The 25,668-nt window shown below is 33.0% G+C and carries 21 protein-coding genes; 16 read left to right on the top strand and 5 right to left on the bottom strand.

The annotated features are described in order from the left end of the window. Positions 1 to 21: 21 nt before the first annotated feature. From C1X07_RS02975 to ychF, 3 genes are all read right to left on the bottom strand, one after another. Positions 22 to 1,527 (bottom strand): response regulator, encoded by a 1,506-nt coding sequence (locus tag C1X07_RS02975; protein ID WP_103068471.1) that lies wholly within the window; start codon positions 1,525 to 1,527, stop codon positions 22 to 24. A gap of 163 nt (positions 1,528 to 1,690) precedes the next feature. Further along, a complete protein-coding gene (locus C1X07_RS02980) occupies positions 1,691 to 2,452 on the bottom strand; it encodes a DMT family transporter (RefSeq protein WP_317046063.1) in 762 nt (253 codons plus the stop codon). 258 nt (positions 2,453 to 2,710) lie between these two features. After that, complete coding sequence (gene ychF, locus C1X07_RS02985) at positions 2,711 to 3,805, bottom strand: redox-regulated ATPase YchF (RefSeq protein ID WP_103068472.1); 1,095 nt, start codon at positions 3,803 to 3,805, stop codon at positions 2,711 to 2,713. Positions 3,806 to 4,037: 232 nt separating this feature from the next. Between ychF and C1X07_RS02990 the strand changes: the two genes are divergently transcribed. The 10 genes from C1X07_RS02990 to bla all read left to right on the top strand — a co-directional run bounded on the left by C1X07_RS02990 (position 4,038) and on the right by bla (position 16,150). Next, the gene (locus C1X07_RS02990) at positions 4,038 to 4,556 is read left to right on the top strand and encodes a hypothetical protein (protein WP_103068473.1); all 519 of its coding nucleotides are present in this window, start codon (positions 4,038 to 4,040) and stop codon (positions 4,554 to 4,556) included. 161 nt (positions 4,557 to 4,717) lie between these two features. Beyond that, a complete protein-coding gene (locus C1X07_RS02995; protein WP_103068474.1) occupies positions 4,718 to 7,339 on the top strand; it encodes a TonB-dependent receptor in 2,622 nt (873 codons plus the stop codon). A 340-nt stretch (positions 7,340 to 7,679) separates the two neighbouring features. After that, a complete protein-coding gene (locus tag C1X07_RS03000) occupies positions 7,680 to 10,499 on the top strand; it encodes a TonB-dependent receptor (RefSeq protein WP_103068475.1) in 2,820 nt (939 codons plus the stop codon). 156 nt (positions 10,500 to 10,655) lie between these two features. Beyond that, a complete protein-coding gene (locus tag C1X07_RS03005; protein ID WP_103068784.1) occupies positions 10,656 to 11,894 on the top strand; it encodes a mechanosensitive ion channel family protein in 1,239 nt (412 codons plus the stop codon). Between the two features lie 23 nt (positions 11,895 to 11,917). After that, positions 11,918 to 12,205, top strand: coding sequence for a DUF3817 domain-containing protein (locus C1X07_RS03010; RefSeq protein ID WP_103068476.1), 288 nt, complete (start codon positions 11,918 to 11,920; stop codon positions 12,203 to 12,205). A 104-nt stretch (positions 12,206 to 12,309) separates the two neighbouring features. After that, positions 12,310 to 12,843: a hypothetical protein gene (locus tag C1X07_RS03015; protein ID WP_103068477.1), complete on the top strand. Its 534-nt coding sequence runs from the start codon at positions 12,310 to 12,312 to the stop codon at positions 12,841 to 12,843. Further along, entirely contained in the window at positions 12,840 to 13,322 is a 483-nt protein-coding gene (locus C1X07_RS03020) for a DUF4265 domain-containing protein (protein ID WP_103068478.1), read from the top strand. The genes C1X07_RS03015 and C1X07_RS03020 overlap by 4 nt, the downstream gene beginning before the upstream one ends. Positions 13,323 to 13,464: 142 nt before the next feature. Next, positions 13,465 to 14,697: a restriction endonuclease gene (locus C1X07_RS03025; RefSeq protein WP_103068479.1), complete on the top strand. Its 1,233-nt coding sequence runs from the start codon at positions 13,465 to 13,467 to the stop codon at positions 14,695 to 14,697. An 86-nt stretch (positions 14,698 to 14,783) separates the two neighbouring features. Beyond that, positions 14,784 to 15,203, top strand: a complete 420-nt coding sequence (locus tag C1X07_RS03030) for a hypothetical protein (RefSeq protein WP_128755179.1) — start codon at positions 14,784 to 14,786, stop codon at positions 15,201 to 15,203. A gap of 44 nt (positions 15,204 to 15,247) precedes the next feature. After that, positions 15,248 to 16,150, top strand: coding sequence for a class A beta-lactamase, subclass A2 (gene bla / locus C1X07_RS03035; protein WP_103068785.1), 903 nt, complete (start codon positions 15,248 to 15,250; stop codon positions 16,148 to 16,150). Positions 16,151 to 16,365: 215 nt separating this feature from the next. Here bla and C1X07_RS03040 read toward each other — a convergent pair whose 3' ends face one another. Beyond that, positions 16,366 to 18,411: an HD family phosphohydrolase gene (locus tag C1X07_RS03040; RefSeq protein ID WP_103068481.1), complete on the bottom strand. Its 2,046-nt coding sequence runs from the start codon at positions 18,409 to 18,411 to the stop codon at positions 16,366 to 16,368. 293 nt (positions 18,412 to 18,704) lie between these two features. Here C1X07_RS03040 and C1X07_RS03045 point away from each other — a divergent pair, with 293 nt between their 5' ends. The 6 genes from C1X07_RS03045 to C1X07_RS03070 all read left to right on the top strand — a co-directional run bounded on the left by C1X07_RS03045 (position 18,705) and on the right by C1X07_RS03070 (position 24,421). Further along, on the top strand, positions 18,705 to 19,883 hold the full coding sequence (locus C1X07_RS03045) for an acetyl-CoA C-acyltransferase (RefSeq protein WP_103068482.1): 1,179 nt from the start codon (positions 18,705 to 18,707) through the stop codon (positions 19,881 to 19,883). Between the two features lie 34 nt (positions 19,884 to 19,917). After that, positions 19,918 to 20,670, top strand: a complete 753-nt coding sequence (locus C1X07_RS03050; RefSeq protein ID WP_103068483.1) for a C40 family peptidase — start codon at positions 19,918 to 19,920, stop codon at positions 20,668 to 20,670. Positions 20,671 to 21,027: 357 nt separating this feature from the next. Continuing rightward, entirely contained in the window at positions 21,028 to 21,546 is a 519-nt protein-coding gene (locus C1X07_RS03055) for a GNAT family N-acetyltransferase (protein WP_103068484.1), read from the top strand. 69 nt (positions 21,547 to 21,615) lie between these two features. Next, positions 21,616 to 22,197: a TetR/AcrR family transcriptional regulator gene (locus C1X07_RS03060; RefSeq protein ID WP_103068485.1), complete on the top strand. Its 582-nt coding sequence runs from the start codon at positions 21,616 to 21,618 to the stop codon at positions 22,195 to 22,197. 63 nt (positions 22,198 to 22,260) lie between these two features. Next, complete coding sequence (locus C1X07_RS03065; protein ID WP_103068486.1) at positions 22,261 to 23,010, top strand: SDR family NAD(P)-dependent oxidoreductase; 750 nt, start codon at positions 22,261 to 22,263, stop codon at positions 23,008 to 23,010. A 658-nt stretch (positions 23,011 to 23,668) separates the two neighbouring features. Further along, positions 23,669 to 24,421 carry an SDR family NAD(P)-dependent oxidoreductase gene (locus tag C1X07_RS03070; RefSeq protein WP_103068487.1) on the top strand — a complete coding sequence of 251 codons (753 nt, stop codon included), beginning with the start codon at positions 23,669 to 23,671 and terminating at the stop codon, positions 24,419 to 24,421. 69 nt (positions 24,422 to 24,490) lie between these two features. On the opposite strand, the gene C1X07_RS03075 is transcribed toward C1X07_RS03070, so the two are convergent. Continuing rightward, the gene (locus C1X07_RS03075) at positions 24,491 to 25,636 is read right to left on the bottom strand and encodes a T9SS type A sorting domain-containing protein (RefSeq protein WP_128755180.1); all 1,146 of its coding nucleotides are present in this window, start codon (positions 25,634 to 25,636) and stop codon (positions 24,491 to 24,493) included. Positions 25,637 to 25,668 lie beyond the last annotated feature (32 nt).

Here is a 25,668-nt window from a genome sequence, read left to right on the forward strand (position 1 = left end):
AAATAGCTTTTGAATGAACTTTTAATGTAATAAGTGTTTTGTTATTATATTTTTGAGATCATTTTTATTTAGTGGCTTATTGATAATATCATTCATACCAATCTCCATACATTCTTCTCCCACTTCACTCAGTTCTGAAGCTGTAAGGGCAATAATTGGTGTTGTTTTATCAAACTCACGTATACGCCTTGTAGCCTCTGTACCATTAAGGTACGGCATATTAAGATCCATTAAAATAAGGTCAAAATCTTCTTTTTGTACCATTTGCAAAGCATTAAAACCATTCTCAACAATAGTACAATCGTATCCAATGATGTTGAGAAGGTTTTTTGTGACAATCTGATTTATTTTATTATCCTCCGCCACCAATATTCTTCTATATATGTTTCCAATTTTAGTACTTCTTGTATCAATCTGACGCTCTTCTTTTTCGTCGATAATTTCTAATTGTAAATCAAAATAAAATCGAGTTCCTCTTCCCTCCTTACTGTCCAGATGGATTTTACTGTCCATCATTTCTAACAAGTTTTTTACTATAGACAAACCTAGCCCCGTTCCTTCTGATTTATTAAACTCTCTTCCTACTTGAGAAAATTTTTCAAAAACAAACTCTTTTTTATCTTCGGGGATTCCAACTCCATTATCTTCTACTTCATATCTTATAGTAATCAAATCTCTATCAAGAGATAAAATTTTTATTCGAAGCCATATTTTTCCATTCTCGGTAAATTTGGTTGAGTTCCCTATTAGATTTATTAAAACTTCAGACACTTTAAGAGAATCTACTTGTAATACATCTGGCAATTCATCAGGTATTTGAAGTATTAATTCATTATTCTTATTCTTCGCTTGATACTCAAAAGAATGAAGAAGGTTTTGGGATAGTTGACCAAGATTAGTTGGTGTTTTTGTTAGCTTTTCATTATTAGATTCTATTTTACTTATTTTGAGAACCTTATTAATCAAATCAAGAAGATAATCACCAGAAAATTTTAATGAATTTAGTAACTTTTTATGCTTAGGTGCAATATCCTTTTCCTCTAATAACAATGTTGTAATACCAACCACTCCATAAAGCGGTGTTCTTAATTCGTGACTTACGGTAGAAATAAATTGAGATTTTGTATTCGTAAGTTTTTCAGCTTCTATTTTGGCCTCTATTAATTGTTCATTTTTTTCCTTCAGACCTTCATTACTTCTTTTTTTAGATGTATACTTTCTAAACAAAAAAATTAAACCTACAATTAGTAAAACACAGCTTAATAAAAGAACATTGATGATAGTGTTTTTTACTGAAATCTCATTTTGATATTCTTCCTGGGTATTTGTATTAATAGCGAGTAGAGCCGATCCGTTATCTAATTTATTAGATATCACTTCTGTATGCCCTATTGTTTTTTGTTTAATTTGTTTTTCTAGAAATATCTTTTTTTCACTTACATCATAATATACTTCACCATATGCAGTAAACCCAGTACTTATAAAGTATAATGCAAAAACTATTAACCTAATGCCCCCGTTAATCATAAATCATCAAAAATGTAGTTTGCCAAACAAAAAACTTTTCCCCAAAAGTATATTCCTATCTGTTTTTGGCAAATGCTTATCTTAAAACTGTTAAATTAATGAAAAAAACCTTAAAATCTTTAAAAATAATATCGATACTTCTTATACGAGGATAGATTCTTCTTTATTTTCCTTTCTTTTTTGAAACAATATAGATCCCAAAAATTACTATAACAGCTCCTACAATTTGCACTAATGATAGGCTCTCAGATAAAAAGAAATAAGCCAGAACAATAGTAGACACAGGACCTAAACTTGCAATAACAGAAAAATTAGAAGCTCCCAGCTTTGCAATCGCAGCAGATACCAAATACGAAGGGATTATTGTTGAAAAAACAGCCATTATTATACAAATAAGATATAACTCTAGAGGGTAATTTGTAATGTCCTGCCTATCAAAAATGAGATATTGAATTACAATACACATTGTAGATGCTATCAGTGCCAAAGAAGTAAAACGTATCACTCCAAATTTTGGAATCAACCATCCACTACCTACAAGATAAATTGCATACGCTAATGCACTCAAAAGAATTAAAAATCCACCAAAAAAAGTGTTAGAAGTCTGAATTCCGAATTCACCCCAGAAAGTAACAACAACTCCAAGGTAAGTAATTAAGATTGCAAATAATTGTTGCTTAGTGATTACATTTTTCAAAAAAACTTTTGAAATGATTATTACCAATGTTGGATACACAAAAAGAATAATCCGCTCTAAACCAGCTTTAATATATTGTAACCCTATAAAATCTAGGTAGCTGGCTAAATAATAGCCTATAAATCCAAAAAAAACAACCCATAAATAATCAACACCTCTAATTTGTTCTCTTTGTACTGGTTTGTTAAATAATGTAATTAAAACATATATAGGCAGTGAAAACAACATCCTAAACAGTAATAGGTGTTCTGAGCTTATATCGAATTTATACGCTAATTTTTACCAGTACTGCCTTTGAAGAAAACAAAACGATACCAATAACGGCTAATATGACGCCATAAGAAGATAATTTAGTGTATTCCATTTTTCAAAAATAGGACACACTATTTTTATTTATTTATTCATAAATTTTCTAATTACGATACCCAATAAAAAAACCTTTCTGGTTAATACCAGAAAGGTTTAAAAATATTTTACTAATGTATTTTATACGTTAAATAGGAAATGCATCACATCTCCATCATTTACTACATATGTCTTTCCTTCTACTCCAAGTTTTCCGGCTTCTTTAACCTTAGATTCACTTCCATACTTTACAAAGTCTTCGTATTTAATAACTTCTGCACGAATAAAACCTTTTTCAAAATCAGTATGGATTACTCCTGCTGCTTGTGGTGCTGTGGCTCCTATATTAACCGTCCAGGCTCTTACCTCTTTTACTCCAGCCGTAAAGTAAGTTTGTTGATTTAGTAGCTTATAAGCCGCTCTAATCAATACTGATGCTCCAGGTTCTTCTAGTCCCATGTCTTGTAAAAACATCTGTCTTTCTTCATAGTCATCTAATTCTGTAATATCTGCTTCGGTACCCACAGCCAAAACGATAACCTCAGCATTTTCAGAAGCGACAGTATCCTTTACTTTTTTCACATAATCATTACCATTAACAGCAGATCCTTCATCAACATTACAAACATAAAGTACTGGTTTATCGGTGATAAACTGTAACGGCTGAACATAAGCCAAACGATCATCTTCAGAAATATCAATTGCTCTAACAGATATCCCGGCTTCTAACCCCTCTTTAAGTTGTAATAAAATTGCTTCTTCTTTCTGCGCTTCTTTATTTCCTGTTCTTGCTGCTCTTTTTACTTTATCCAGTTTTTTTTCTATACTTTCGAGATCCTTTAGTTGCAACTCAATATCAATAGTCTCTTTATCTCTAATCGGATCTATAGAGCCATCTACATGAACAATATTATCATTATCAAAACAACGCAAAACATGTATAATAGCGTCTGTTTCTCTAATATTTCCTAAAAACTGATTTCCCAGTCCTTCTCCTTTACTTGCCCCTTTTACCAAACCAGCAATATCAACAATTTCTACAGTTGCAGGAATTACACGTTCAGGAACAACTAATTCTTCTAATTTTTCTAATCTGGGGTCTGGTACATTAACAACCCCAATATTAGGCTCTATAGTACAAAATGGAAAATTAGCACTTTGTGCTTTGGCATTAGATAAACAATTAAACAATGTTGATTTTCCAACATTTGGTAATCCTACGATTCCTGCTTTCATAGTACGTATATTAATAGTAGATTGGGATATTCAAAAAAATAAATCCCATTTTTAAGAGTGCAAAGATAATGGTATTCATACATAGTAAGCAAGTGTGAATACATAAGATTATATATTGGCTACTATCCCACAAAAATTAAAGTTTTAAAATGTCATTTTTGACGGATCCTTAGTCAAAGAATTTTAGTGTTTTTACATTTTTTGTATTTTTAGGCACCAACAAATAGAACAAATGAAAATTTTAAAAACCCTAATCGCAGTTGTATTTGTAATCAGTACAGCTGCCAGTCACGCACAATCAGACGAAACCAAAGGAAAAGAAAATTCCTCAAAAGAAACTGTAACCAAAATTATTCGAATTAAAGGAGCCAATGGTGAAGAGAAAGTTATCAAAAAACAAGAAGTTATCACAAAAAAAAGTGAGATAAAATTTAATCCAGATGACGAAAACAAAACTAACCAATCTGCAACATACACAGATGAAGAAGTAGCTGTTGAAAAATCTCACACTTCTTCGGATATGGAAAGTTATACAATCACTTCTGACGATAAAGGCTTTATCATTACTTTATTAAACAAATCTGGAAATAAAGTTACCAAAGTAAGACCACTTAGCAATGGGTATTACATTGTCAACTCTGGAGATAACAATAACTGCATTGGACACTTTGACAAAGACAAAAACTTAATTCTGGAAACCTATGATTCAGAAACGGATGAAGTAATATCAACTGTTTACAAAGCGAATTAGTTAGACAAAACTAAAAACGTAAGGTATAAATACCTGAATAAAAGACCGAACTATCCAAGTTCGGTCTTTCTATATAGCGTTAAAATTGTATGTAATTATATAAGTAATAGCTTCCTTTTAGATATATTTATAGAACACAATCGTTTTTAATTTATACTTTTATGAAAAAACTCACATTTATTTTGTTTAGCTTATTCGCCTGTTTGTCTTTTAGCCAACAGGTTGTAACAGGTACGGTTACAGACTCTTCTGGAACTCCATTGCCGTATGTAAATATTGTAGAAAAGGGATCTACAAAGGGAACTACAACAGATGATCAAGGTAACTATTCTATTGCTATAGATGCAAATGCAATCCTTGTATACAGCTATATTGGTTTTGAAACACAAGAAATAGAAGTCGGAACACAAGAAAAAATTGATGTCATATTATTAGACGGAGAAGCATTAGGTACTATAGTCGTAGTGGGTTCAAGAAGCCCTAAGCGAACTGCCACCGATACTCCTGTAGCTATTGATATTATTGACATGCAAGATATTATCACCAAAAGTGGTAAAATAGAAATTAATGAACTTTTGCAATACACTGCTCCTTCTTTTAATGCAAATAAGCAATCGGGATCAGATGGTGCCGATCATATTGATCCGGCAACACTGCGTGGTTTAGGACCAGATCAGACATTAGTTTTGATTAATGGAAAAAGAAGGCATTCTTCTTCCTTAATTAATATTTTTGGAACCAGAGGAAGAGGGAATTCAGGTACTGATCTAAATGCAATACCAGCATCTTCTATCAAAAGAATTGAAGTGTTAAGAGATGGTGCTGCGGCCCAATATGGATCAGATGCAATTGCCGGCGTTATTAATATTGTATTAAAAACTAATGTAAATAAACTTACTGGGAGTATCAGTTATGGAGCATATAACACTAATGCCAAAGGTGATTTTCCTGCGGGGACTCCTAATACCGATGGAAATCGTCTAGACACAAAAAATGATGGAAATCGCATCGCTGATGACAAAAATTTTGATGGTGGATCGGTAAAGATTACGGCTAACTACGGTGTAGAAGTTGGTGAGGGAGGATATGCAAACTTCACTACTGAATTTCTAAGTAAAAATAAAACATTGCGACCAGGTTTTGATTTTAGAAGAGGTTTTGGAGAAGCCGCAATTGATGGATTTAATTTCTTTGCTAATGCTGCAATTCCTTTATCACAAAAAACAGAATTGTATGCCTTTGGAGGAAGAAATTATCGTGATACTGATGCTTTTGCATTTACGCGTAATGATGGAGCACGGGTTGTTACAGCAATTTTCCCTAATGGTTTTACACCAAGAATAACATCTAATATAATCGATAATTCGGTTTCTGCAGGAGTTAGAACCGAAACCGAAGGTGGTTGGAAAATTGATATTAACAATACCTGGGGGAAAAACAATTTTCATTATTTCATCAAAGGAACTTTAAACGCTTCTCTGGGGATCTCATCCCCTACTGATTTTGATGCTGGAGGGCATAGCCTAAGTCAAAATACTACAAGTCTTGATTTTTCCAAATACTATCCAAATATTCTTAATGGACTAAATATTGCGTTTGGTACAGAATATAGAACTGAAAATTTTGAAATTTTTGCCGGAGAAGAAGGCTCATATGCTACTTACGACGTCATTGGTCTACCTATAACTAATCCTGCAACACAAATCCAACCCACAGACCCTATTTCTGGAGATTTACGACCTGGTGGGTCTCAAGGGTTTCCAGGATATAGTCCTTCAAATGAAGTGGATCGTTCAAGATCTAACCTATCAGTTTATGCCGATGCCGAATTAGATATTACTGATCGCTTTTTATTAGGAGCTGCTGCAAGATTTGAAGAATATAGTGATTTTGGAAGTACAACCAATGGAAAATTAGCTTTCAGGATCAAGGCTACAGAGGAGATTAATATTCGAGGATCTGTAAGTACCGGCTTTAGAGCTCCTTCACTTGCTCAAATATATTACAATCTTAGATTTACCGACTTTCAAGGGGGTGTAGCTACAGAGACCCTATTATCTGCTAATAATAGTCCTGTTACTGCTTCTTTTGGAATTAATCAATTAGAAGAAGAAACTGCAATAAATGGTGCCTTAGGAGCAACTGCAACCTTTGGTGGCTTCACTGCTACAGTAGATGGGTATTATATTAGTGTTAAAGACAGAATTGTATTGACAGGAACATTTGCCGCCCCTCAAATACCAAATGTTGCCGAGGCACAATTTTTTGCAAATGGCGTAGACACAGAAACTATTGGTTTAGACCTGATTTTATCTTGGAAAGGTAATTTTGATTTTGGAAATATCTCTGCAACATTAGCTGGAAACATTAATGACATGAAGATAGATGATGTTAATAATGGAACCCTGGACGAGGCTACCTTTTTTGGCGAAAGAGAGAAAGCTTTTTTATTAGCCTCTGCTCCAGAAAGTAAGTTTTCTTTTAATGCAAATTATAATAAAGATAAGTTTAATGCAGGTATTGGTCTTACTCATTTTAGTGAAATAACACTTATTGATTTTGCAGATACCGAAGACATATATGGAGCTAAAATTACTGCTGACCTTAATTTAGGCTATAAATTAAATAAAAACCTTAAACTTACTGTTGGAGGAAACAATATATTTAATGAGTATCCTGATCAACAAAATGATGGCGAAACAGAAGCCGGTGGTTATTGGGATGCTGTTCAAATGGGCTTTGGCGGAGCGTATTACTATGCCCGGTTAGATTTTAATTTCTAAAGACTCAAATTTTAGATTTCAAGATAAGGCTATTTAAAAAGTAAACTTTCTAAATAGCCTTTTTTGTATACTTCCCTCTCCTTCTCATCAAAAAGCATTGATTGTTTTTTACGCTTAATGCCAACTACTTTTTTTCAGAAATTCATAATTAAACCAGCACCAAACCGAATTCTTCTCATTTTTCATTAAGATAAGATTAGTAAAAAAAATGCAGTTTTTTACGGTTTTACCATACTTTTATTGAAAAATCAATAAAATTTTATGTTAAATACTGCAATTTAAATATATTTAGCCCACAAATCATTTTGAACACACAAACATCTTAACATAAAATCATCATATGAAAAAACTCGCAATTACCTTAATCGTATTATGCACTAGTCTGTGCTATTCGCAACAGACAGTAAGCGGAGTCGTCACAGACTCTGATGGTTCTCCACTACCCGGAGTAAATATTATTGAAAAAGGAACCAGTAATGGTTCTACCACTGATTTTGATGGTAAATATAGCATCGATGTTAGTCCTGAAGGCACTCTGGTTTTTAGCTATATTGGCTTCAATACCAAGGAAGTTCCTGTTAACTCACAAACTACTATTAATGTTTCATTAAGTAGTGGAGCAGAACTTGAAGAAGTAATTCTGGTAGGATCCAGAGCATTACCAAGAAGTAATACTACTTCTTCTCTCCCTGTTGATGTATTACCCGCAAAAGAGCTGGCTTCGACAGGTCAAATTACCTTTGACAAAGCGCTACAGTATAAAATACCATCTTTTAACACGGTACAAACACCAGTTAACGATGCTACTTCTTTATTAGATCCTTATGAAATCAGAAATATGGGACCTAGTAGAACTTTGATTCTAATTAATGGAAAACGTAAAAATTTAAGTGCTCTACTCTATACTCAAACTTCTCCAGGAAGAGGAGAAACAGGATCTGATATTTCTGCCATACCAACAGACGCAATAAAACGAGTAGAAATACTAAGAGATGGTGCATCTGCACAGTATGGATCAGATGCTATTGCTGGAGTAATGAATATTATCCTAAAAGATAGTCATGATGAAGGATCTGTAACTCTTAAATCAGGAATAACATCTGAAGGAGATGGAGAAACAATAGGAATAAGCCTAAATAATGGTGCTTCTATTGGTGAAGATAAAGGCTTCTTTAATTATACAGCAGATTTTTCTAAAGTAAGTCTAGCTAACAGACCAGGAACTGTAGATGCTCAGGGAGAGTTTAATGACTTTTTTGATGATGAGATACCTCAACCAATAACTTTACAAGATGTACAGGATTTTTTAGCTCTAAAACCTGATGCTGGTAACATTAACGGCTCTCCAGAAACTTCAGCAGCTAAATTTTTGGTAAACGGTGGATACGATATTAATGAGAATACTCAGATATATATGAATGCTGCTTATGTCTATAAAAAAGTAAACAGTTTTGCTAATTACAGAACACCTTACTGGAGAACAGAATCTGAATTTCCATATCTAGCAGATTTTTTCCCAGATGGACCAAATGGTTCTTATATTGGATATGTACCTACTTTTGAAGGAGATCTTAATGATTACAATGCTACAATTGGGTTTAAAACCATAAAAAACGGTTGGAATTATGATTTGAGTTATACTACCGGTGGGAATACACAAACCTATACTGTAAATAACTCCCACAACCGTAATGTAGTACTATCTCCATCTACATGGATTGACGCCAATGATAATGGTCTCGTAGATCTTGGTGAAATCACAGAGGGTTCTGAATTGTATAGAGAAAACAGTCCTATCTCTTTTGATCCGGGAGGAACAGGTTTTAGACATAGTGTAGGAAATATTGATGTTGCCAAACTAATATCAGATCAAATTAGTATTGGTTTTGGAGCAGAGTTTAGAACAGAAACTTTTGAAATTATAGAAGGAGATTTAGCTTCTTACGACGGTGGAGGAGCAGATTCTTTTGCGGGTAACAGACCTGAAAACTCTGGGAAATTTAACCGCTATAACTTTGGTGGATACTTTGATGTTTCTGCAGACATTACAGAGGATTTTCTTGTTAATGGTACTGTGAGATTAGAGGATTATAGTGATTTTGGTGAAGCATTTGTATGGAAATTAAGTTCTCGATATAAATTCTTACAAGACAAACTAACATTTAGAGCATCTATTTCTACAGGATTTAGAGCACCAACGCTTCATCAGATTTATACTCAAAAAGCTCAGTATAGCTTTGTTCCGGGTGAAGGAATACAGGTTGGAGGTTTAGTCAATAATGTTTCTCCACAAGCAAGACTTCTAAATCTAGATAAATTGGATGCAGAAGAGTCAACAAATATCACAGTAGGTATTGGAGCAAAAATCAATCGAAACATAAACTTTACTATTGATTATTACAATATAGAGGTAAAAGACAGAATCGTTCTAGGTTCTGAAGTTGCGCCTCCTGCTGGTCCTGCGTTTGAAGGATTATCTGACTTAAGTTTCTTTGTAAATGCCATTGATACCCGTACATCTGGGATTGACCTGGTAGCAAATTATAGAGATATAGCACTAGCAAATGGTACGTTAGGATTTAGTCTATCTGGAAATTATACAATAGAAAATGACCGAGAAGGAAATGTAAAAGACCCTGCATTTTTAGCAGGAACAGGTCAATCCGTAGTGAACGATACCCAAGAAGCTTTATTTTTTACTTCTCGACCAGAATATAAAGCAATATTAGGTGCTAACTACGACATTGGTAAATTTAATTTTTCTTTAAACAATACTTTGTTTGGTCCTACCAGATTTAAAAATCAAGGCTTACAAGATTTAGAATCTCTGGTTGGCGGTAATCCAGCTAATAGTGACGGAAAATCTGACCTAAGCGTCGAATTTATGACCAAGATTGTAACTGATTTGGGTATAAATTATAACGCAACAGATAAATTAACAATTTCTGCAAACATAAATAACCTTTTGAACGTACTGCCAGAATGGGAACTTAAATCACTTACGGCAACAGGAGATGCTGTACTAAACGATGCTGCTGCTACCAAAACGGCATCAAATCTCATTACTTTTAATCAAAGATATTCGCAAATGACGTATGACGGATATCATTTTAGTCAATTAGGAACCATGTTCAATTTATCAATAAATTATAAGCTATAGTAAGATTTAGTTTAAGTGTTGCAAAATCCTTTGTTTATATCTATAAATGAAGGATTTTGTTTTTTTAATAGTTTTTAACATTAAAATCTTTGATTTTATTAACCTTTTCAATGGGCAGAGTCCTATTTTTGCATGAAATTTAGCATTGAAGCATTCATGAAAGATTTAACCCGTTACTTCTACAACCTTTTTGTCTCCAAAGGCTTTTCTGAAAACACTGCAGAATATTTAAACCTTCTTATAGGCATATGTATACTTGTTCTTTCTCTTTTCATTCTCGACCTGATTATGAAAAAAGTGATTGTAGGAATCTTTAAAAGCTACGCCTCAAAATCAAAAAATACCTTTGATGACCACCTGGTAAAAAATAAGACTTTTGATTATTTAGCTCATATAGTGCCATTGTCCCTAACAGTCTGGATAGTTCCTATGCTATTTGTTGCATTTCCCACAGCCGAGAAATATTTAGAAACACTCTTCCATATTATGGTCATCGTATTGACTATTTGGATTTTGAGAAGCATCCTTAGAACGTTTAGAGATTTTTTAAAATCTTTAGAGTCTTTTAAAGATAAACCTATTGATAGCTATGTACAGGTATTTATGATATTTGTATGGTTTATTGGTGGCATTTTTATTTTCTCGTCCATGACTGGTAAATCTATCTGGACATTTTTAACCGCTCTTGGTGCTATGTCTGCTGTAATCCTATTAATATTTAAAGATACCATTTTGGGGTTTGTAGCCAGTATTCAAGTAGCTGTTAATGATACCGTAAGGATTGGAGATTGGATCACCATGGAAAAATTTGGCGCCGATGGAGATGTCATCGAAATAAATTTATCTTCTGTAAAAGTTCAGAATTTTGATAAAACCATAACCACCATACCAACTTATTATCTTACTTCTCAATCGTTTAAAAACTGGAGAGGTATGATGAACTCGGGAGGTAGAAGAATCAAAAGAGCACTATTAGTCAAGACATCGAGTATTTCTTTTTTGTCTGTAGAAGATCTTGAGAAACTTAAAAAAATAGAGCTCTTAGAAGACTATCTCAACACGGTACAAAGTCAGATAGATACTCATAATCAAGAAAACAATATTAACAAAAGTGTCTTGATGAATGGAAGAAACCTTACTAATATGGGAGTTTTTAGAACTTATGTCGAGTTATACCTAGAGAATCACCCTTATATCAATAAAGAAATGACGATTATGAGTCGCCAACTTCCTCCTTCTGCTCAAGGCACACCTCTAGAAATATACGCCTTTAGTAATAATAAGGTTTGGAAAAATTATGAGAAAATTATGGCTGATATTTTTGATCACTTACTATCGGCTATCCCCTATTTCAAACTAGAGGTATTTGAATTAAATTATCATTTTAAAAAATAAATAAACTAGTAAATATAAATTATATGATTCCCAGCTTTAGAATAATTAGTTATCTAGAAGGTATTTCATACCTACTTATCTTATTTGTAACCATGCCCTTAAAATATATGTTCGATTCTCCAGAACCAAATCAAGTAATAGGGATGGCTCATGGTTTTCTTTTTCTAATTTATATTGTATTTGCTTTTTTGGTAAAACCCGAAAAACAATGGAATAACAAAACACTGGCAATTGTCTTACTTTGCTCTATCATCCCTTTTGGAACCTTTTGGATGGATAAAAAGTATCTTGGTAAAGTGGCTAAAGCGTAGATAAATTAAGAAGCTACACTAATCTAATACTTGAAAATAGGAAATTGCCTCAATATATGGTGTTTATATTTTGGTATTGTGTATAAATTTAAAAAAAGTAAATATTGACAAAAAAAGACACTAAAATTGCAATTTTTAGTGGTTTTGTAGGAATCGTTTTCACAGCCATTTATGATTTGATTAAATCAAGACCAATATTATCAACGTTTTGGGATGGATTAAAATGGATATGGAAGAATATCTTTGAGTTTGAATTAACTGTCTGGCAAGTTTTATTAGCTCTAAGCATATTAATTTTAATTCTTTACCTCCTAAGTTTGAGAAATAATGATGATGAGGTTATCGAAAATGAATTTGATTGGAGTTCGTACGATAAAGATAAAATACACAATATGGAATGGAGTTGGTATTGGGAAAAGAATGTTTTGGACGGAAAATGGAACGTAAAAGACTTAAGACCAATTTGTAATTCTTGTGGAACAAAAATGCATCTCTCAAATTCTTCTTGGTCATCAGAATATTCAGAATGTCCTAGATGCGAATTAAAATATCACGAACAAAAAGATTTGACTAAAATTGAGGCAGTTATCATTGACAATGTTCAAAGAGGTATTTACCCGAAAAATATTGAAAAATGACTGAAATAGAAAATAAATACGAAAAGATTTTATTCAAATACCATAGCAATATCTTGGACGAATTGACCGTGGAAACAATGTGGGCAGAGGAAATTGATAAAAACAAAGGAATATACAAATTGGATAATATTCCATTTTATGGTCCATTGATTGCGACAGATGATGAATTCTATGCAGAATTTGACGAATCGGAACAAATGCTTACTTATCAAAAAACGACCAAACACTCCGGAAATTCTATTGTATTAGTCATAATAACCCAAGATGGATTTGACAAAGAAATTATACGAGACCGATTTAAAGAATTGAATTGTACATCCGAGGGGCTTAACGAATCGTACTTTTCTATGGAGATTTTGAAAAATGTAAATTATTTTGAAATCCAAAAGTTACTGGTGGAATATGAGAATGATGGAATTTTAGAATATGCAGAACCTTGTCTTTCGGAAAAACATCAAGCAGATTTAAAATACAACTAGGCGCAACAATAACTATAATTCATTGTGATTTATGCCTCACCTAAATATAAGTACTAATCAACAGCTAAATTTCGCACTAACAGTTTCCGTTGGAAACGTCCACAATGAAATGATAGCCGAGACCATTGCAGGTAATTAAAGAATGAAAGTTGAATTAAATCAAATATTTTCTACAGAGGAAACTGATGAATTTCAGTCCTGGAGAACTCTTACTAGAGGTAGGTTTGAAAAACCTCTAAACAGGTTTAAGGGCATGCCCTATTTTGCTCAATCTAGAGGAATAACACCGGTTATAAATTTTCATAGTAATCCATTTAAAGAAGATGAAAGCCAAACTCCCTGGAGAGATTTAATTTTTCAAGAAGAAGGCAGAGTTATTTATAACGGAGATAATTATCAATCATCTAAAACAGCCTCTTCAACTTTTGGAAACAAACTTGTTTTATCAATTCTTAATTTATATGCCTCTAAGGAAATTGAAGATAGGCTTAAAGCACCTCCAATTATCATAACGAAAACCATTAACTACAAAGGCAAATCTGGTTTTAGAGAATTTGTTGGTTTTGGATTAATCAACGTTAGTCCCAAATTAGTTCAGCAATATGAAAAAACAACCAACAAGGTGTTTTCAAATTATCAATTTGAGGTGACTTTATTAAAATTTGAAGATGGGGAAAAATTTAATTGGAAATGGATTGACGATAGGCGTGATAAATCTATTTCAAAACATGCTCCTAAAAGCTGGAAAGATTGGATTAAAAATGGAAATACTACTTTATCCAAAAATCGACTAAAAATTAAGTCATATCGAATTGTCTCAGAAAAAGAGCAATCTGAGATGCCTACAAGAAATTTGGAAATTATAAATGAACTTCTAAACATTCATTATCCTAATCCTACTAAAGATGGAATTAGGTTTGAAGCCTTGGCTTCCTTTATAACTAAATTGTATTTCAATTCTGAAAAATACTTTCGTGGTTGGATTACTGTCGGATCAGGTGATCGTGGTGTCGATTACGTTGGTCGTTTGGACATTGGAGATGATGATTTTTCAAAAACTTCAATTATTGTGCTTGGTCAATCAAAAAGGTATAAAAATTCTATTTCAGGGGAAAAACTAACCAGAGTGGCTTCAAGAATGACAAGAGGCTATATAGGAGTTGTTGTTACTCTAAATACTTTTACATCGCACGCTCAAGCGGAGATTAAAGATGATAAACTTCCAATAATTTTAATAAATGGCAAAAAGGTATCTGAACTATTATTGACATACATGAATTTATCTGGAAAAACTTTAAGTCAGGTTGTTAAAGAGCAAGATGATTGGGCTAATGATAATATAGGAACCGAACATTATGACACAATTTTAAACTAAAGATTAATCAGAACAATGGCTAGAAATAATTCGGCATAGGATATGTTTCATAGCCAAGAAATTACCCATTATACATAAAATCTGGTATGAAAAGAAAACTAGGATACATATTTGCCAGCTTAATGGCGATTTATTTTTTAATATCAGGGCTTTCTGTTTTATTTGATGTTCCTGCTAAACTAAAACGAATTGACTTAACCACGATTAATTCAGATGGAGAAATCGCCTTTATTCTCATATACACAGGATTAATGACAGGAATAGGTGTTGCTTGTGTATTGTTACAATACTTTAGTCGTACCTGGATATATTCGGCACTTCTGGCAACTACCATTATTGGGTCATTTATTGTATTTCGTATTGTGGGAAGTATAATGGTTGGTTCTTTGAGCCCAACTCAAGTTAATTTCTTAGCTTTTGAATTTATAGAAGTTCTGGCTGGTGCTTTATTACTGAGAAAAGAAAAATTTAAAATATATTCACCTTCTTTACCTATAACAAACTAAGATAGTACACAAAATTGGGTAAGGTTCGTAAAATTAAAAAATTGATGTCAAAAAAAACACTCTTATTCGTCTCAATATTTCTATTGACTTTTATCTCTTCGAGATCGCAGTCTATCAATACACTTCGACAAAAAATCAACCAAGTACTAGAAGGAAAATCTACTACTGTTGGAGTAGCTATTACCAGCAGTAATCCAAATGACACGATTTCTATACATGGAGATATGCATCTACCAATGCAAAGCGTTTACAAATTTCATTTAGCATTGGCTGTACTCCATCAAATTGATCAAGGAAAATTTAATCTAGATGAAAAGATAACTATTGATCAGAAGTTGGTTGACTCTTATAGTCATCTGTGGAGTCCACTTCGTAAAAAATATCCTAACGGAGCAAGAATATCATTAGAAGAATTGCTTACATATACAGTTTCTTTAAGTGATAACCTGGGGTGCGATGTACTCTTCAAACTCTTAGGAGGAACTGAAGCAGTACAATCTTATATAAATGAAATTGGAATTAAAGACATTGCTATTATTCATACAGAATTTAAAATGCAAGCTGAATGGGATCGGCAGTATGAAAATTGGACTACTGCCAAGGCAGCAAATAAGATTTTGCAACTAGTTTTTGAAAATGATGATCTACTGAGCCCTAAAAGCTATGATTTTATTATTAATGTACTAAAAGAAACCAAAACAGGCAAAAAAAGTATTAGAGGGCTTTTACCAGCAGAAGCAATAGTCGCCCATAAAACAGGGCATTCTGGAAAAAACAAGAAAGGGTTAACGGGAGCGTTAAATGATATTGGAATCATTTTCTTACCAAACGGCACACACTTTTATTTAAGTGTTTTAGTCAGTGATTCTATGGAAAACAACGAAACCAATCAAAAAATAATTGCAGAAATAGCTAAGCTTGCTTGGGATTATTTTGAGAGTAAATAAAATTTCTATTTTTCAAATCAATACTTGTAACAAATATCTAACCCTTTCGAAAAGCAAACATATTATTCATAAAATCAACTCTTTATAATTACAAAAAGCTTCTACATCGCTGCAAAGAGCATCTACATCACTGCAAAGAACACCTACACTCATGTAATTGACATATACATTAGTATAATACATTTGAGCATTAGTGTATTAAAGACACCAGATACTTACTCAGGATACTCTATTCTAAGATGGTAAATATTAGTTAGTTTACGTTTAAAAACTTTTTTGATCTGTTGGATTTCTTTGAAAGTAATATTAGCATTCAGAAACTGATTATCATCCATCTGCTTGCTTACAATTTTTTCGACAAAAGAATCTATCAAACTACTTGTTGGATTTTTAAGACTTTTTGAGGCAGCCTCTACACTATCACTCATCATTAAAATAGCTGTTTCTTTTGAAAAAGGCTTGGGTCCGGGATACTGAAAATCTTCAATATTCACATTTTCATTAGATTCTTTTTCTTTACTATAAAAATAGTAAACTGTACTAGTCCCATGATGGGTTCTTATAAAATCAATTACCCGATCTGGTAAATTATGCTTTTTGGCTATTTCAATACCACGAATGACATGATTGATGATAATTTTTGCACTTTCTTTTGGAGACAACACATCATGCGCATTACCTGAGGCAGATTGATTTTCTGTAAAATAGGTAGGGTTTGCCATCTTACCAATATCGTGATATAATGCCCCTACTCTAACTAACATCGCATTGGCTCCTATTTCATTGGCTGCAGCCTCGGCTATATTTGCCACATTAAGAGAATGATGAAATGTTCCTGGTGCCTTATTTGATAAATCCTTAAGCAATGCAGAATTGGTATCACTAAGCTCTAATAGCGACACATCAGAGATTAAACCAAAAATCTTTTCGTAAGCATAAATTAACGGATGTACTATTAATGTAGCAAATCCACTAATTACAAACAATCCTACCGTTACCCAATCTATATTACTTATGCTTCCTTCATGTATAACATGAAAAGCAATATATGCAAGAATATAAATCCCAGTGATTTGACCTACCGAAATAAATAAATTTGCTCTTTTAAAAGATTCCGAAATTGTTAATATTGTAACAATTCCTGCGATAATCTGCAAAAATGTATATTCATAACTATTAGGCACTACAAACCCCAGAATCAATACTGTGATTACATGGGTAAACAATCCAAGTCTAGAATCAAAAAAGGCTTTCAATATAAGAGGAAGTATACACAAGGGAACCACATATATATAATCCGATCTATACTTAACCACTAAGGTGGTTATTAGTACCAAAAAAAGTACATTAAAAAATATAAAGGTTACCTGAGTGTTATTATCATATATATCTGGTCTGTATTTTCTGATAAATAACAAAAGCATCATCAATGCCAAAGAAACCAAAAGACAGTACCCTAATACAATCCAGTAAAAATTTTTATCGCTCCATACCTGCGATTCATACTCTGCCTTTAAAGAATTTAGTATTTGCAACTTATCTCCTTCTACCACCTCTCCTTTTGCAATAATTCTACTTCCTTTAGAAACGCCTCCTCTGGTTGTAAGAACTTTTTCTAACTCGATCTCCAATGTTCCTTCTGTAAGTTTCTCATTTAATCTCACATTGGGTTTTACCAAATCATAAAACAATGCTACAAAATCGCTTTTAAACTTAGCATATTCACTTTTATCAATTCTCGTGTTGATTGTTCTTGTAAGCGCGTTAGGAGTCAAAATTTGCCTATAGACAATAGCCTCTGCGGTGTTTCCTTTATTTAAAAATATTTGCCTTTTATCATCATAAGAGTATGTTTCCTGCAAAACTCCATATCTATAAATATCATTAAGTAAGATTCTTCCAAAAAGCTTTGCCTGGTCACGAGAGCTACTTTGATTAAGAAATTTTAAATAATTGGCAAATGCGTTATCATAAGCATCTTTGGCAGTATTAGCAATAATAGAATCATACTCAAAATAAGGTATCACATTATCCTTAATCCGCTTCTTCTCTTCCTCAATTTCTACATCGGTCTTTGCAATTGCAAAATCAAAGGGCGCATACAAGTTTTCATATTGCCAAGGTTTCCCTTTTGTAAATTCATACTTAAAGATTCCTCCTTTAGGAAATAAATACACAATAAGTGCAGTAGTGCATATAAAAAGAAAAATTCTATATATAGAGGATTGTTTTTTATACAATCTATTCAAAAACCGTTTCATAAATTCTCTTTTTTTTAATCAATACCAATTCTATTGATTAAAATTTAACAATACTTGTAATCTCATGGCAGGACTCATCGTCATTCAAAAATCTCTTCTTATAATTCACAAAAGTTAATTTTGAACTCTGCTCTTGCCTATCTTACAAGTAGTATTCTAATAAAATTACTCAAAAGTAATAAAAATAAGTCGGTATGAAATTCAGTTTCTTGTTAGTAACTTCGCTATGCATATCCTTTAAAAATCACTAAATTCGCAGAATAACAATACACACATATATTAAAACATAAATAATGAGTAAAGAAGTAGTAATCGTATCTGCAGTGCGTACACCGATTGGAAGTTTTATGGGTAGTCTATCTACCGTTCCTGCTGTTCAATTAGGGGCAACTGCTATAAAAGGTGCATTAGATAAAATAAATCTGGATCCTTCTCTTGTACAGGAGGTATTTATGGGTAATGTAGTACAAGCAGGAAACGGGCAGGCACCAGCAAGACAAGCTGCATTAGCAGCTGGAATCAACGATACGGTTCCTTGTACCACTGTTAATAAGGTATGTGCTAGTGGTATGAAAGCAGTTATGCATGCTGCACAAGCAATTGCATTAGGTGATGCAGATATTGTAGTAGCTGGAGGTATGGAAAACATGAGTCTTATACCACATTATGTAAGACTAAGAGCAGGGCATAAATTTGGTCCTCAGACTTTTGAAGATGGTATGCAAAAAGATGGATTAGTAGATGCTTATGACCATAATGCTATGGGCGTTTGTGCTGATCTTTGTGCTACAGAGCATGATTTTAGTCGCGAAGATCAGGATGCTTTTGCTATCCAATCTTATGAGCGTTCTGCAAAAGCATGGGCAGAAGGTAAATTTAATAATGAAGTAGTGCCTGTTGCTGTACCACAACGTAGAGGCGAACCTGTTATGGTTACAGAAGATGAAGAGTACAAAAACGTAAAAATGGAAAAAATACCTGCTTTGCGCCCAGCCTTTTCAAAAGAAGGAACTGTTACTGCTGCAAATGCTTCTACGATAAATGATGGTGCAGGTGCTGTTATCGTAATGAGTGCAGAAAAAGCTACAGAACTTGGTTTGAAACCACTTGCCAAAATAGTAAGCTATGCAGATGCTGCGCAAGAACCAAAATGGTTTACCACCGCTCCAGCAAAAGCTTTACCTAAAGCAATAGAAAAAGCTGGAATCTCTATTGATGATGTAGATTTCTTTGAATTTAATGAAGCGTTTTCTGTTGTTGGATTAGCAAACTTAAAAATCCTTGGACTTAATGATTCTAACACCAATGTAAATGGAGGTGCCGTTTCTTTAGGTCACCCACTAGGATGCTCTGGTGTGCGAATATTAATTACTTTAATCAATGTATTAGAACAAAATGATGCCAAAATAGGCGCTGCAGCAATCTGTAATGGCGGTGGTGGTGCATCTGCCATGGTAATCGAACGTGCCTAATACATTATTGAGAAATTATAATTAAAATCATTACATGCAATACGGTATTTGTAATCTAAGTATTGTTCCATTACGTTTTGAGCCCAGAGACCCCAGTGAAATGGTTTCTCAGGTACTTTATGGTGAACATTTTAAAGTCCTGGAGCAACGTAAAAAATGGAGTAAAATTCGATTAGCTTTTGATAATTATGAAGGTTGGATCGACAATAAACAATACTTAGAAATAACCGAAGAAGATTATAAGAGTTTTGATAATCAGTCATCTCCTAACTTGGTTGCGGATATGGTTGAGTTTATAAATTGTGAAGATGGTCAACTCATGCCGATTCCATTAGGAGCTTCTTTAATCGCACTGGACTTCTTTAAACATCAGTATGAAGGTACCAGAATTACAGAAATACAAGCCAAAAGTAATATTATTGATACGGCTTTTTTGTTTCTTAATGCTCCATACTTATGGGGTGGTAAAACAAACTTTGGTATTGATTGTAGTGGGTTTACTCAAATGGTTTACAAACTAAACGGTTATAAATTATTGCGTGATGCATCTCAACAAGCAACGCAAGGCGACCCATTGAGTTTTATTGAAGAAAGCGAACCTGGTGATTTGGCATTTTTTGATAATGAAGAAGGTATAATTACACATGTTGGTATCATGATGCAGAATAATTATATTATACATGCACATGGCAAAGTACGTGTAGATCGTATAGACCATACTGGGATTTATAACACCGAGAAACGTACACACACACATAAGCTAAGAGTGATCAAGCGTATTGTTTAAGGACACATTATTACTAATAACTTTAAGGGTTTGACTAAAGTATGGTCAAACCTTTTTTTATCTTTATAAAACTAATTGAATACCAATCTTTAATACAAGGAGCATGACTATTAATCTGACCCTCAGCTCCTATAAAGATCAAAACAAATACCACACCTAACAATAATGAGATTCTATATTTTTTCCTAAACCAAAATATCTTACATTTTCAATTAGTTATTTATATTTTGAAGGACTATAAATATTGTTTTAGTTCCCATAAACCTTTTTAACAATCTATGCCAACGACAATTCCAATAATTTTGTAATTTGTAATAACTCCTAAAAGGGTAAGGAGAGTTATATAATATATGTTTCATGGATGTTAAAATTGAGGAAGTAACCATAGATAAATGTAAATCTTTATTAGAAATAGGACGTCAAACATTTTATGATGCTTTTGGTCCACCACATAATACCGAAGAAGACATTAATGGTTACCTAAATGAGAAATTCACTATAGATACTATTACCAAAGAGCTTCAAAATCCAAATTCTAAATTCTATTTTGCATTGATCAATAAGCAAATAGCTGGATATATAAAAATAAACTCAAATGATGCGCAAACAGAGTTAGTTAAAGGAAATGCCTTAGAAATAGAACGTATATATGTTGTAAAAGAACATCAAGGAAAGAAAATTGGGCAATTACTATTTCAAAAAACTTTGGATATAGCCAAAGAAAATGCTGTAGAATTCATCTGGCTTGGAGTCTGGGAGAAGAATCCTGGAGCAATAAAATTTTATGAAAGAAATGGATTTAAATCCTTTGACAAACACCAATTTACACTGGGTACAGATATTCAGACCGATGTGATGATGAAACTGGTATTGTAAATTTTATGATTTTGATAACAATATCTATTTATTAATTCATTAATTTTGAAACGTTCATTTCAATAAAACATGCCAAAAGTAGAAACATTTAATAGAAATCAGGTTTTGCAAAAAGCCACAGAAATATTCCATAAAAAGGGATATAACGGTACATCTATGCAAGATTTGGTTGATGCCACTTCTCTAAATCGTTCTAGTATTTATAATTCTTTTGGTAGTAAATTGAATATGTTTCTTGAGGTTCTTTCCCACTATCAATCCATTCATAGTCATAACTTTAGTCAAGGGATAGCTCAATCATATAATGCCACAGAAGCAATTGAAACTATTTTTGAATTACATCTCAATGAAATTGTAACAGATAATGACCGAAAAGGATGTTTAGTTATTAATTGCAAGTCAGAAATGGTAAATCAAGAGCCTTCTATTAAATCATTTATGGAAAAAAATCAGGATAGAATGATTGCTATGCTTGAAGATATTGTTACCAAAGGGCAAATGGAAAAGATATTTAACCAAGAACAAACCGCGAATCAATATGCCTTATATCTATTTGCGTCGATTCAAGGATTTAGAATGATCGGAATCTTAAACAAAAACAAAGAAGATCTTAACACTCTTATACGTACAATACTGAAAGTACTGTACTAATTTTTTTTAATCTATTTTGAAACGATTGTTTCAAATAAAATGTATAACTATTAAAATAATAAAATGAAAAAATTACAAAACAAAGTAGTTGTTATTACAGGAGCAAATAGCGGAATAGGACTAGCAACAGCCAAATTATACCTAGAAGAAGGAGCCAAAGTAGTTCTTTCTGGTAGACGTCAGGAAGCACTAGACGAAGTTGCTAACAAGTTAGAAGGCGATTTTATAACTGTACAAGCTGATGTTTCTGTTCCGAGGGATAACGCAAGGTTAATTGAAGAAACTACTGACAAATATGGGAAAATTGATATTTTATTTCTTAATGCAGGTATCGCCCCAGTCTCTCCTGCCCATGATATATCAGAAGAGCACTATGATACATTATTTGATACTAATGTAAAGGGACCCATTCTAGCTACCAAAGAAGCTTTACCTCACATCAATGATGGAGGAACAATATTGTTTACAAATTCTATTGTTACTCAAAAAGGTTTTGATGGATTGGGCGTTTATTCTGCAACAAAAGGAGCATTAAGAGCATATCAAAGAGTTTTAACTTCAGAACTAAAATCTAGAAAAATAAGAGTAAACTCAATTGCTCCAGGTCCTATTGACACCCCTATTTATGGCAAAATGGGACTTCCGCAAGATGTTGTAGAAGAAATGGGAAAAGGTTTTGCTCAACAAGTACCCCTTGGTCGTTTTGGTACTTCTGAAGAAATTGCAAAATCCGCACTGTTCCTGGCATCCGATGATGCATCCTACATTAATGGTGTAGAACTAGAAATTGATGGTGGATTAAGTCAAATCTAAAACTAATACAATAACTTATAAAGGGTCGATCATATATGATCGACCCTTTTAAATATGCTATCTCTTTCTTTCAACATATTCATGTATTTTGGTACCACAATCTACAATAATAGAAATACCCTCCTTTTTTGCGTATAGCTGAATTCTTGCATAACAGATTCATTATTTGTATATTATCTCCTAAAAACCAGTTTTTTATAAATAAAATACGGGTTTTTACAAAATTTTAGAGATAAATACTCTCTATAGTATATGTTTCCCTAAATGCTATATACTGTGTGAGGAAAATTGTCATTATGAATCGTAGAATTTAATAAAAATTTCTTCCAAGTAATAATGCCAGATATGGTTAGTAACTATACTATTTTATAGTATCACCTATGATTACAAAATAACCATAATAGATAGCCTAAGGGTACACCTCAAAAAATATACACCCTGGCTTCGTAACATAATCAACATCGCCAATAACCTTAGTAGATGTATATATCTATTGGTAGTAGTTTTTTATAAAAGTGCCTTAATACATTCTGCACTAAACTCAATACATAATTCTATTATTTGAATAGAGTAATATCAATTAATGGATCGTCATCTATTGCTTACATACTTGAAAACAATTGCTTCATATATATTTCATTAACCAAAAAACAATAGGATGAAAAAATTACACAACAAAGTAGCAGTAATTACAGGTGCTAACAGCGGTATTGGATTAGCAACAGCAAAGTTATACCTAAGAGAAGGTGCCAAAGTTGTACTCTCCGGTAGACGTGCAAATGCATTAAACGAAGTAGCAGCATCACTTAAAGGAGATTTTATAACCGTCACTGCAGATGTATCCAGAGCAGAAGATAACAAAAAATTAATTCGAGAAACGATAGAAAAATATGGTAAAATTGATATTTTGTTTTTGAATGCTGGAGTCGTCTTACGCCCTACCCCAACTGATGAAATTACAGAAAAACACTATAACGAAGTGTTTAATATAAATGTAAAAGGACCAATATTGGCAATTAAAGAAGCATTACCACATATGAATGACGAGGGAACTATCCTTTTTAATAATTCTGTAGTAACGCAACGAGGTTTTGACGGACTTGGAGTATATTCTGCAACCAAGGGTGCTCTTAGAGCGTATCAACGAGTACTAACATCAGAAGTAAAATCGAGAAAAATACGAGTTAATTCGATTGCACCAGGACCTATAGTAACTCCTATATTTGACAAAATGGGATTACCAAAAGATGTCTCTGAAGAAATGGGAAAAGGCTTTGCCAAACGTGTACCACTGGGTCGCTTTGGGACCTCTGAAGAGGTTGCAAAATCAGCTTTATTTTTAGCATCAGATGATGCCTCTTTTATCAATGGTATAGAGTTAGAAGTTGATGGAGGAATGAGTCAGATTTAAGAAATCAACTTTTTCAAAACATAAAAGGTTGGTTTTAAAATACATCAACCTTTTATGTTTCACACACTTTTATCTTACAATTAATAGTTTAGATTTCCTGCAACTTCTTTCAGAAATTAGAATTCTATAAAAACCAGGTGACCAATTCTCTACTGAAACTGTTTTTAAGAAATCTTCACCGTTATAAGCTTCCTGACTTTCAAAAACTACATTTCCACCAAACAGAGATTCGATTTTAATATTAAAATTACTTTCTTCAGATAGTTCTACGGCAATATTTACTAATTCTGAAGCTGGATTTGGGTATGCCTTGAGCTTAATAGCTAGATTACATTTCTTTCTTCTAAGTGATATTTTTCTAACATTACCAAGTCCACTAAATTCTGAAATATAAAGTGCACTTGCATTTCTATTTGCAATAATCCCCGAAGGGTAAGAAAAAGTAGCTTCAGAAATATCACCATCCATGCTACCGGCAGAACTTCCTGCAAATATTTCTACTCGATCGGTAATTCTTGGGTGTATCTTATATATCTTATGTTCTCCATATACTGTTCCATACAGAGCACCTCTGGCATAGGCTATAAACGCTAAAAAAGGAGCATTGGTACCAGAATCAGGAACGGTGGCTATGTACTTTAATTCACTTTGGTTTGGTGTCAAGCTATATATCTTTCTATCCAAATAATTTCCTACATAAAGTACTCCCCTATGGTCAAATGTTAATCCAACAGGAACATTTAATGGTGCCCCCTGGTACAGTTCCCTTGTTGTTCCATCTGGCAACAATTCATTTACGCTATTATTCTCTGGATCACTAAAATCTGCATGTGTAAAAATCATATTGTCACTACGAAACGCTTTTATTATTCCCGATGGGAAATCACCAACAGAAAATGTATTTAAAAGAGTACCGTCCTTATCATATTTACGTATGGCTGCTCCTGTATATTCTACCACAAAAAGATTATCTTCTGAATCAAAAGCCAATCCATTAGGATTGCTTAACCCAGTTACAAATGCACTTACCTCTCCTGAGGGAGTTATCTTATAAACCGTATCTCCTGCAAAATTAGATCCATACAAATTCCCTTGAGAGTCGAGAGCCAAAGCATCATCTATATCCTCTGTTGGCGAATCTAAAATTGTAGTTACCGTCTGAGAATATCCTACAATTGATAGTAGCATAAATAAAAAAAAGTAAATTGTTTTCATCGTGTATAGTTTTTGTGTGTTAATTGACTAAT

Origin of the sequence: Aquimarina sediminis, from assembly GCF_002895435.1 — a bacterium.
In the GTDB taxonomy this organism is placed as follows: domain Bacteria; phylum Bacteroidota; class Bacteroidia; order Flavobacteriales; family Flavobacteriaceae; genus Aquimarina; species Aquimarina sediminis.

Bases quoted from the DNA above. Each gene is read 5' to 3' on its own strand.
- bla (WP_103068785.1), top strand. From the start codon at position 15,248: ATGTCAAAAAAAACACTCTTATTCGTCTCAATATTTCTATTGACTTTT.
- C1X07_RS03010 (WP_103068476.1), top strand. From the start codon at position 11,918: ATGATTCCCAGCTTTAGAATAATTAGTTATCTAGAAGGTATTTCATAC.
- C1X07_RS03040 (WP_103068481.1), bottom strand. From the start codon at position 18,411: ATGAAACGGTTTTTGAATAGATTGTATAAAAAACAATCCTCTATATAT.
- C1X07_RS03075 (WP_128755180.1), bottom strand. From the start codon at position 25,636: ATGAAAACAATTTACTTTTTTTTATTTATGCTACTATCAATTGTAGGA.
- C1X07_RS03000 (WP_103068475.1), top strand. From the start codon at position 7,680: ATGAAAAAACTCGCAATTACCTTAATCGTATTATGCACTAGTCTGTGC.
- C1X07_RS03020 (WP_103068478.1), top strand. From the start codon at position 12,840: ATGACTGAAATAGAAAATAAATACGAAAAGATTTTATTCAAATACCAT.
- C1X07_RS02975 (WP_103068471.1), bottom strand. From the start codon at position 1,527: ATGATTAACGGGGGCATTAGGTTAATAGTTTTTGCATTATACTTTATA.
- C1X07_RS03025 (WP_103068479.1), top strand. From the start codon at position 13,465: ATGAAAGTTGAATTAAATCAAATATTTTCTACAGAGGAAACTGATGAA.
- C1X07_RS02980 (WP_317046063.1), bottom strand. From the start codon at position 2,452: ATGTTGTTTTCACTGCCTATATATGTTTTAATTACATTATTTAACAAA.
- C1X07_RS03050 (WP_103068483.1), top strand. From the start codon at position 19,918: ATGCAATACGGTATTTGTAATCTAAGTATTGTTCCATTACGTTTTGAG.
- C1X07_RS03065 (WP_103068486.1), top strand. From the start codon at position 22,261: ATGAAAAAATTACAAAACAAAGTAGTTGTTATTACAGGAGCAAATAGC.
- C1X07_RS02995 (WP_103068474.1), top strand. From the start codon at position 4,718: ATGAAAAAACTCACATTTATTTTGTTTAGCTTATTCGCCTGTTTGTCT.
- C1X07_RS03030 (WP_128755179.1), top strand. From the start codon at position 14,784: ATGAAAAGAAAACTAGGATACATATTTGCCAGCTTAATGGCGATTTAT.
- C1X07_RS03070 (WP_103068487.1), top strand. From the start codon at position 23,669: ATGAAAAAATTACACAACAAAGTAGCAGTAATTACAGGTGCTAACAGC.
- C1X07_RS03045 (WP_103068482.1), top strand. From the start codon at position 18,705: ATGAGTAAAGAAGTAGTAATCGTATCTGCAGTGCGTACACCGATTGGA.
- C1X07_RS03055 (WP_103068484.1), top strand. From the start codon at position 21,028: ATGGATGTTAAAATTGAGGAAGTAACCATAGATAAATGTAAATCTTTA.
- C1X07_RS03060 (WP_103068485.1), top strand. From the start codon at position 21,616: ATGCCAAAAGTAGAAACATTTAATAGAAATCAGGTTTTGCAAAAAGCC.
- ychF (WP_103068472.1), bottom strand. From the start codon at position 3,805: ATGAAAGCAGGAATCGTAGGATTACCAAATGTTGGAAAATCAACATTG.
- C1X07_RS03005 (WP_103068784.1), top strand. From the start codon at position 10,656: ATGAAAGATTTAACCCGTTACTTCTACAACCTTTTTGTCTCCAAAGGC.
- C1X07_RS02990 (WP_103068473.1), top strand. From the start codon at position 4,038: ATGAAAATTTTAAAAACCCTAATCGCAGTTGTATTTGTAATCAGTACA.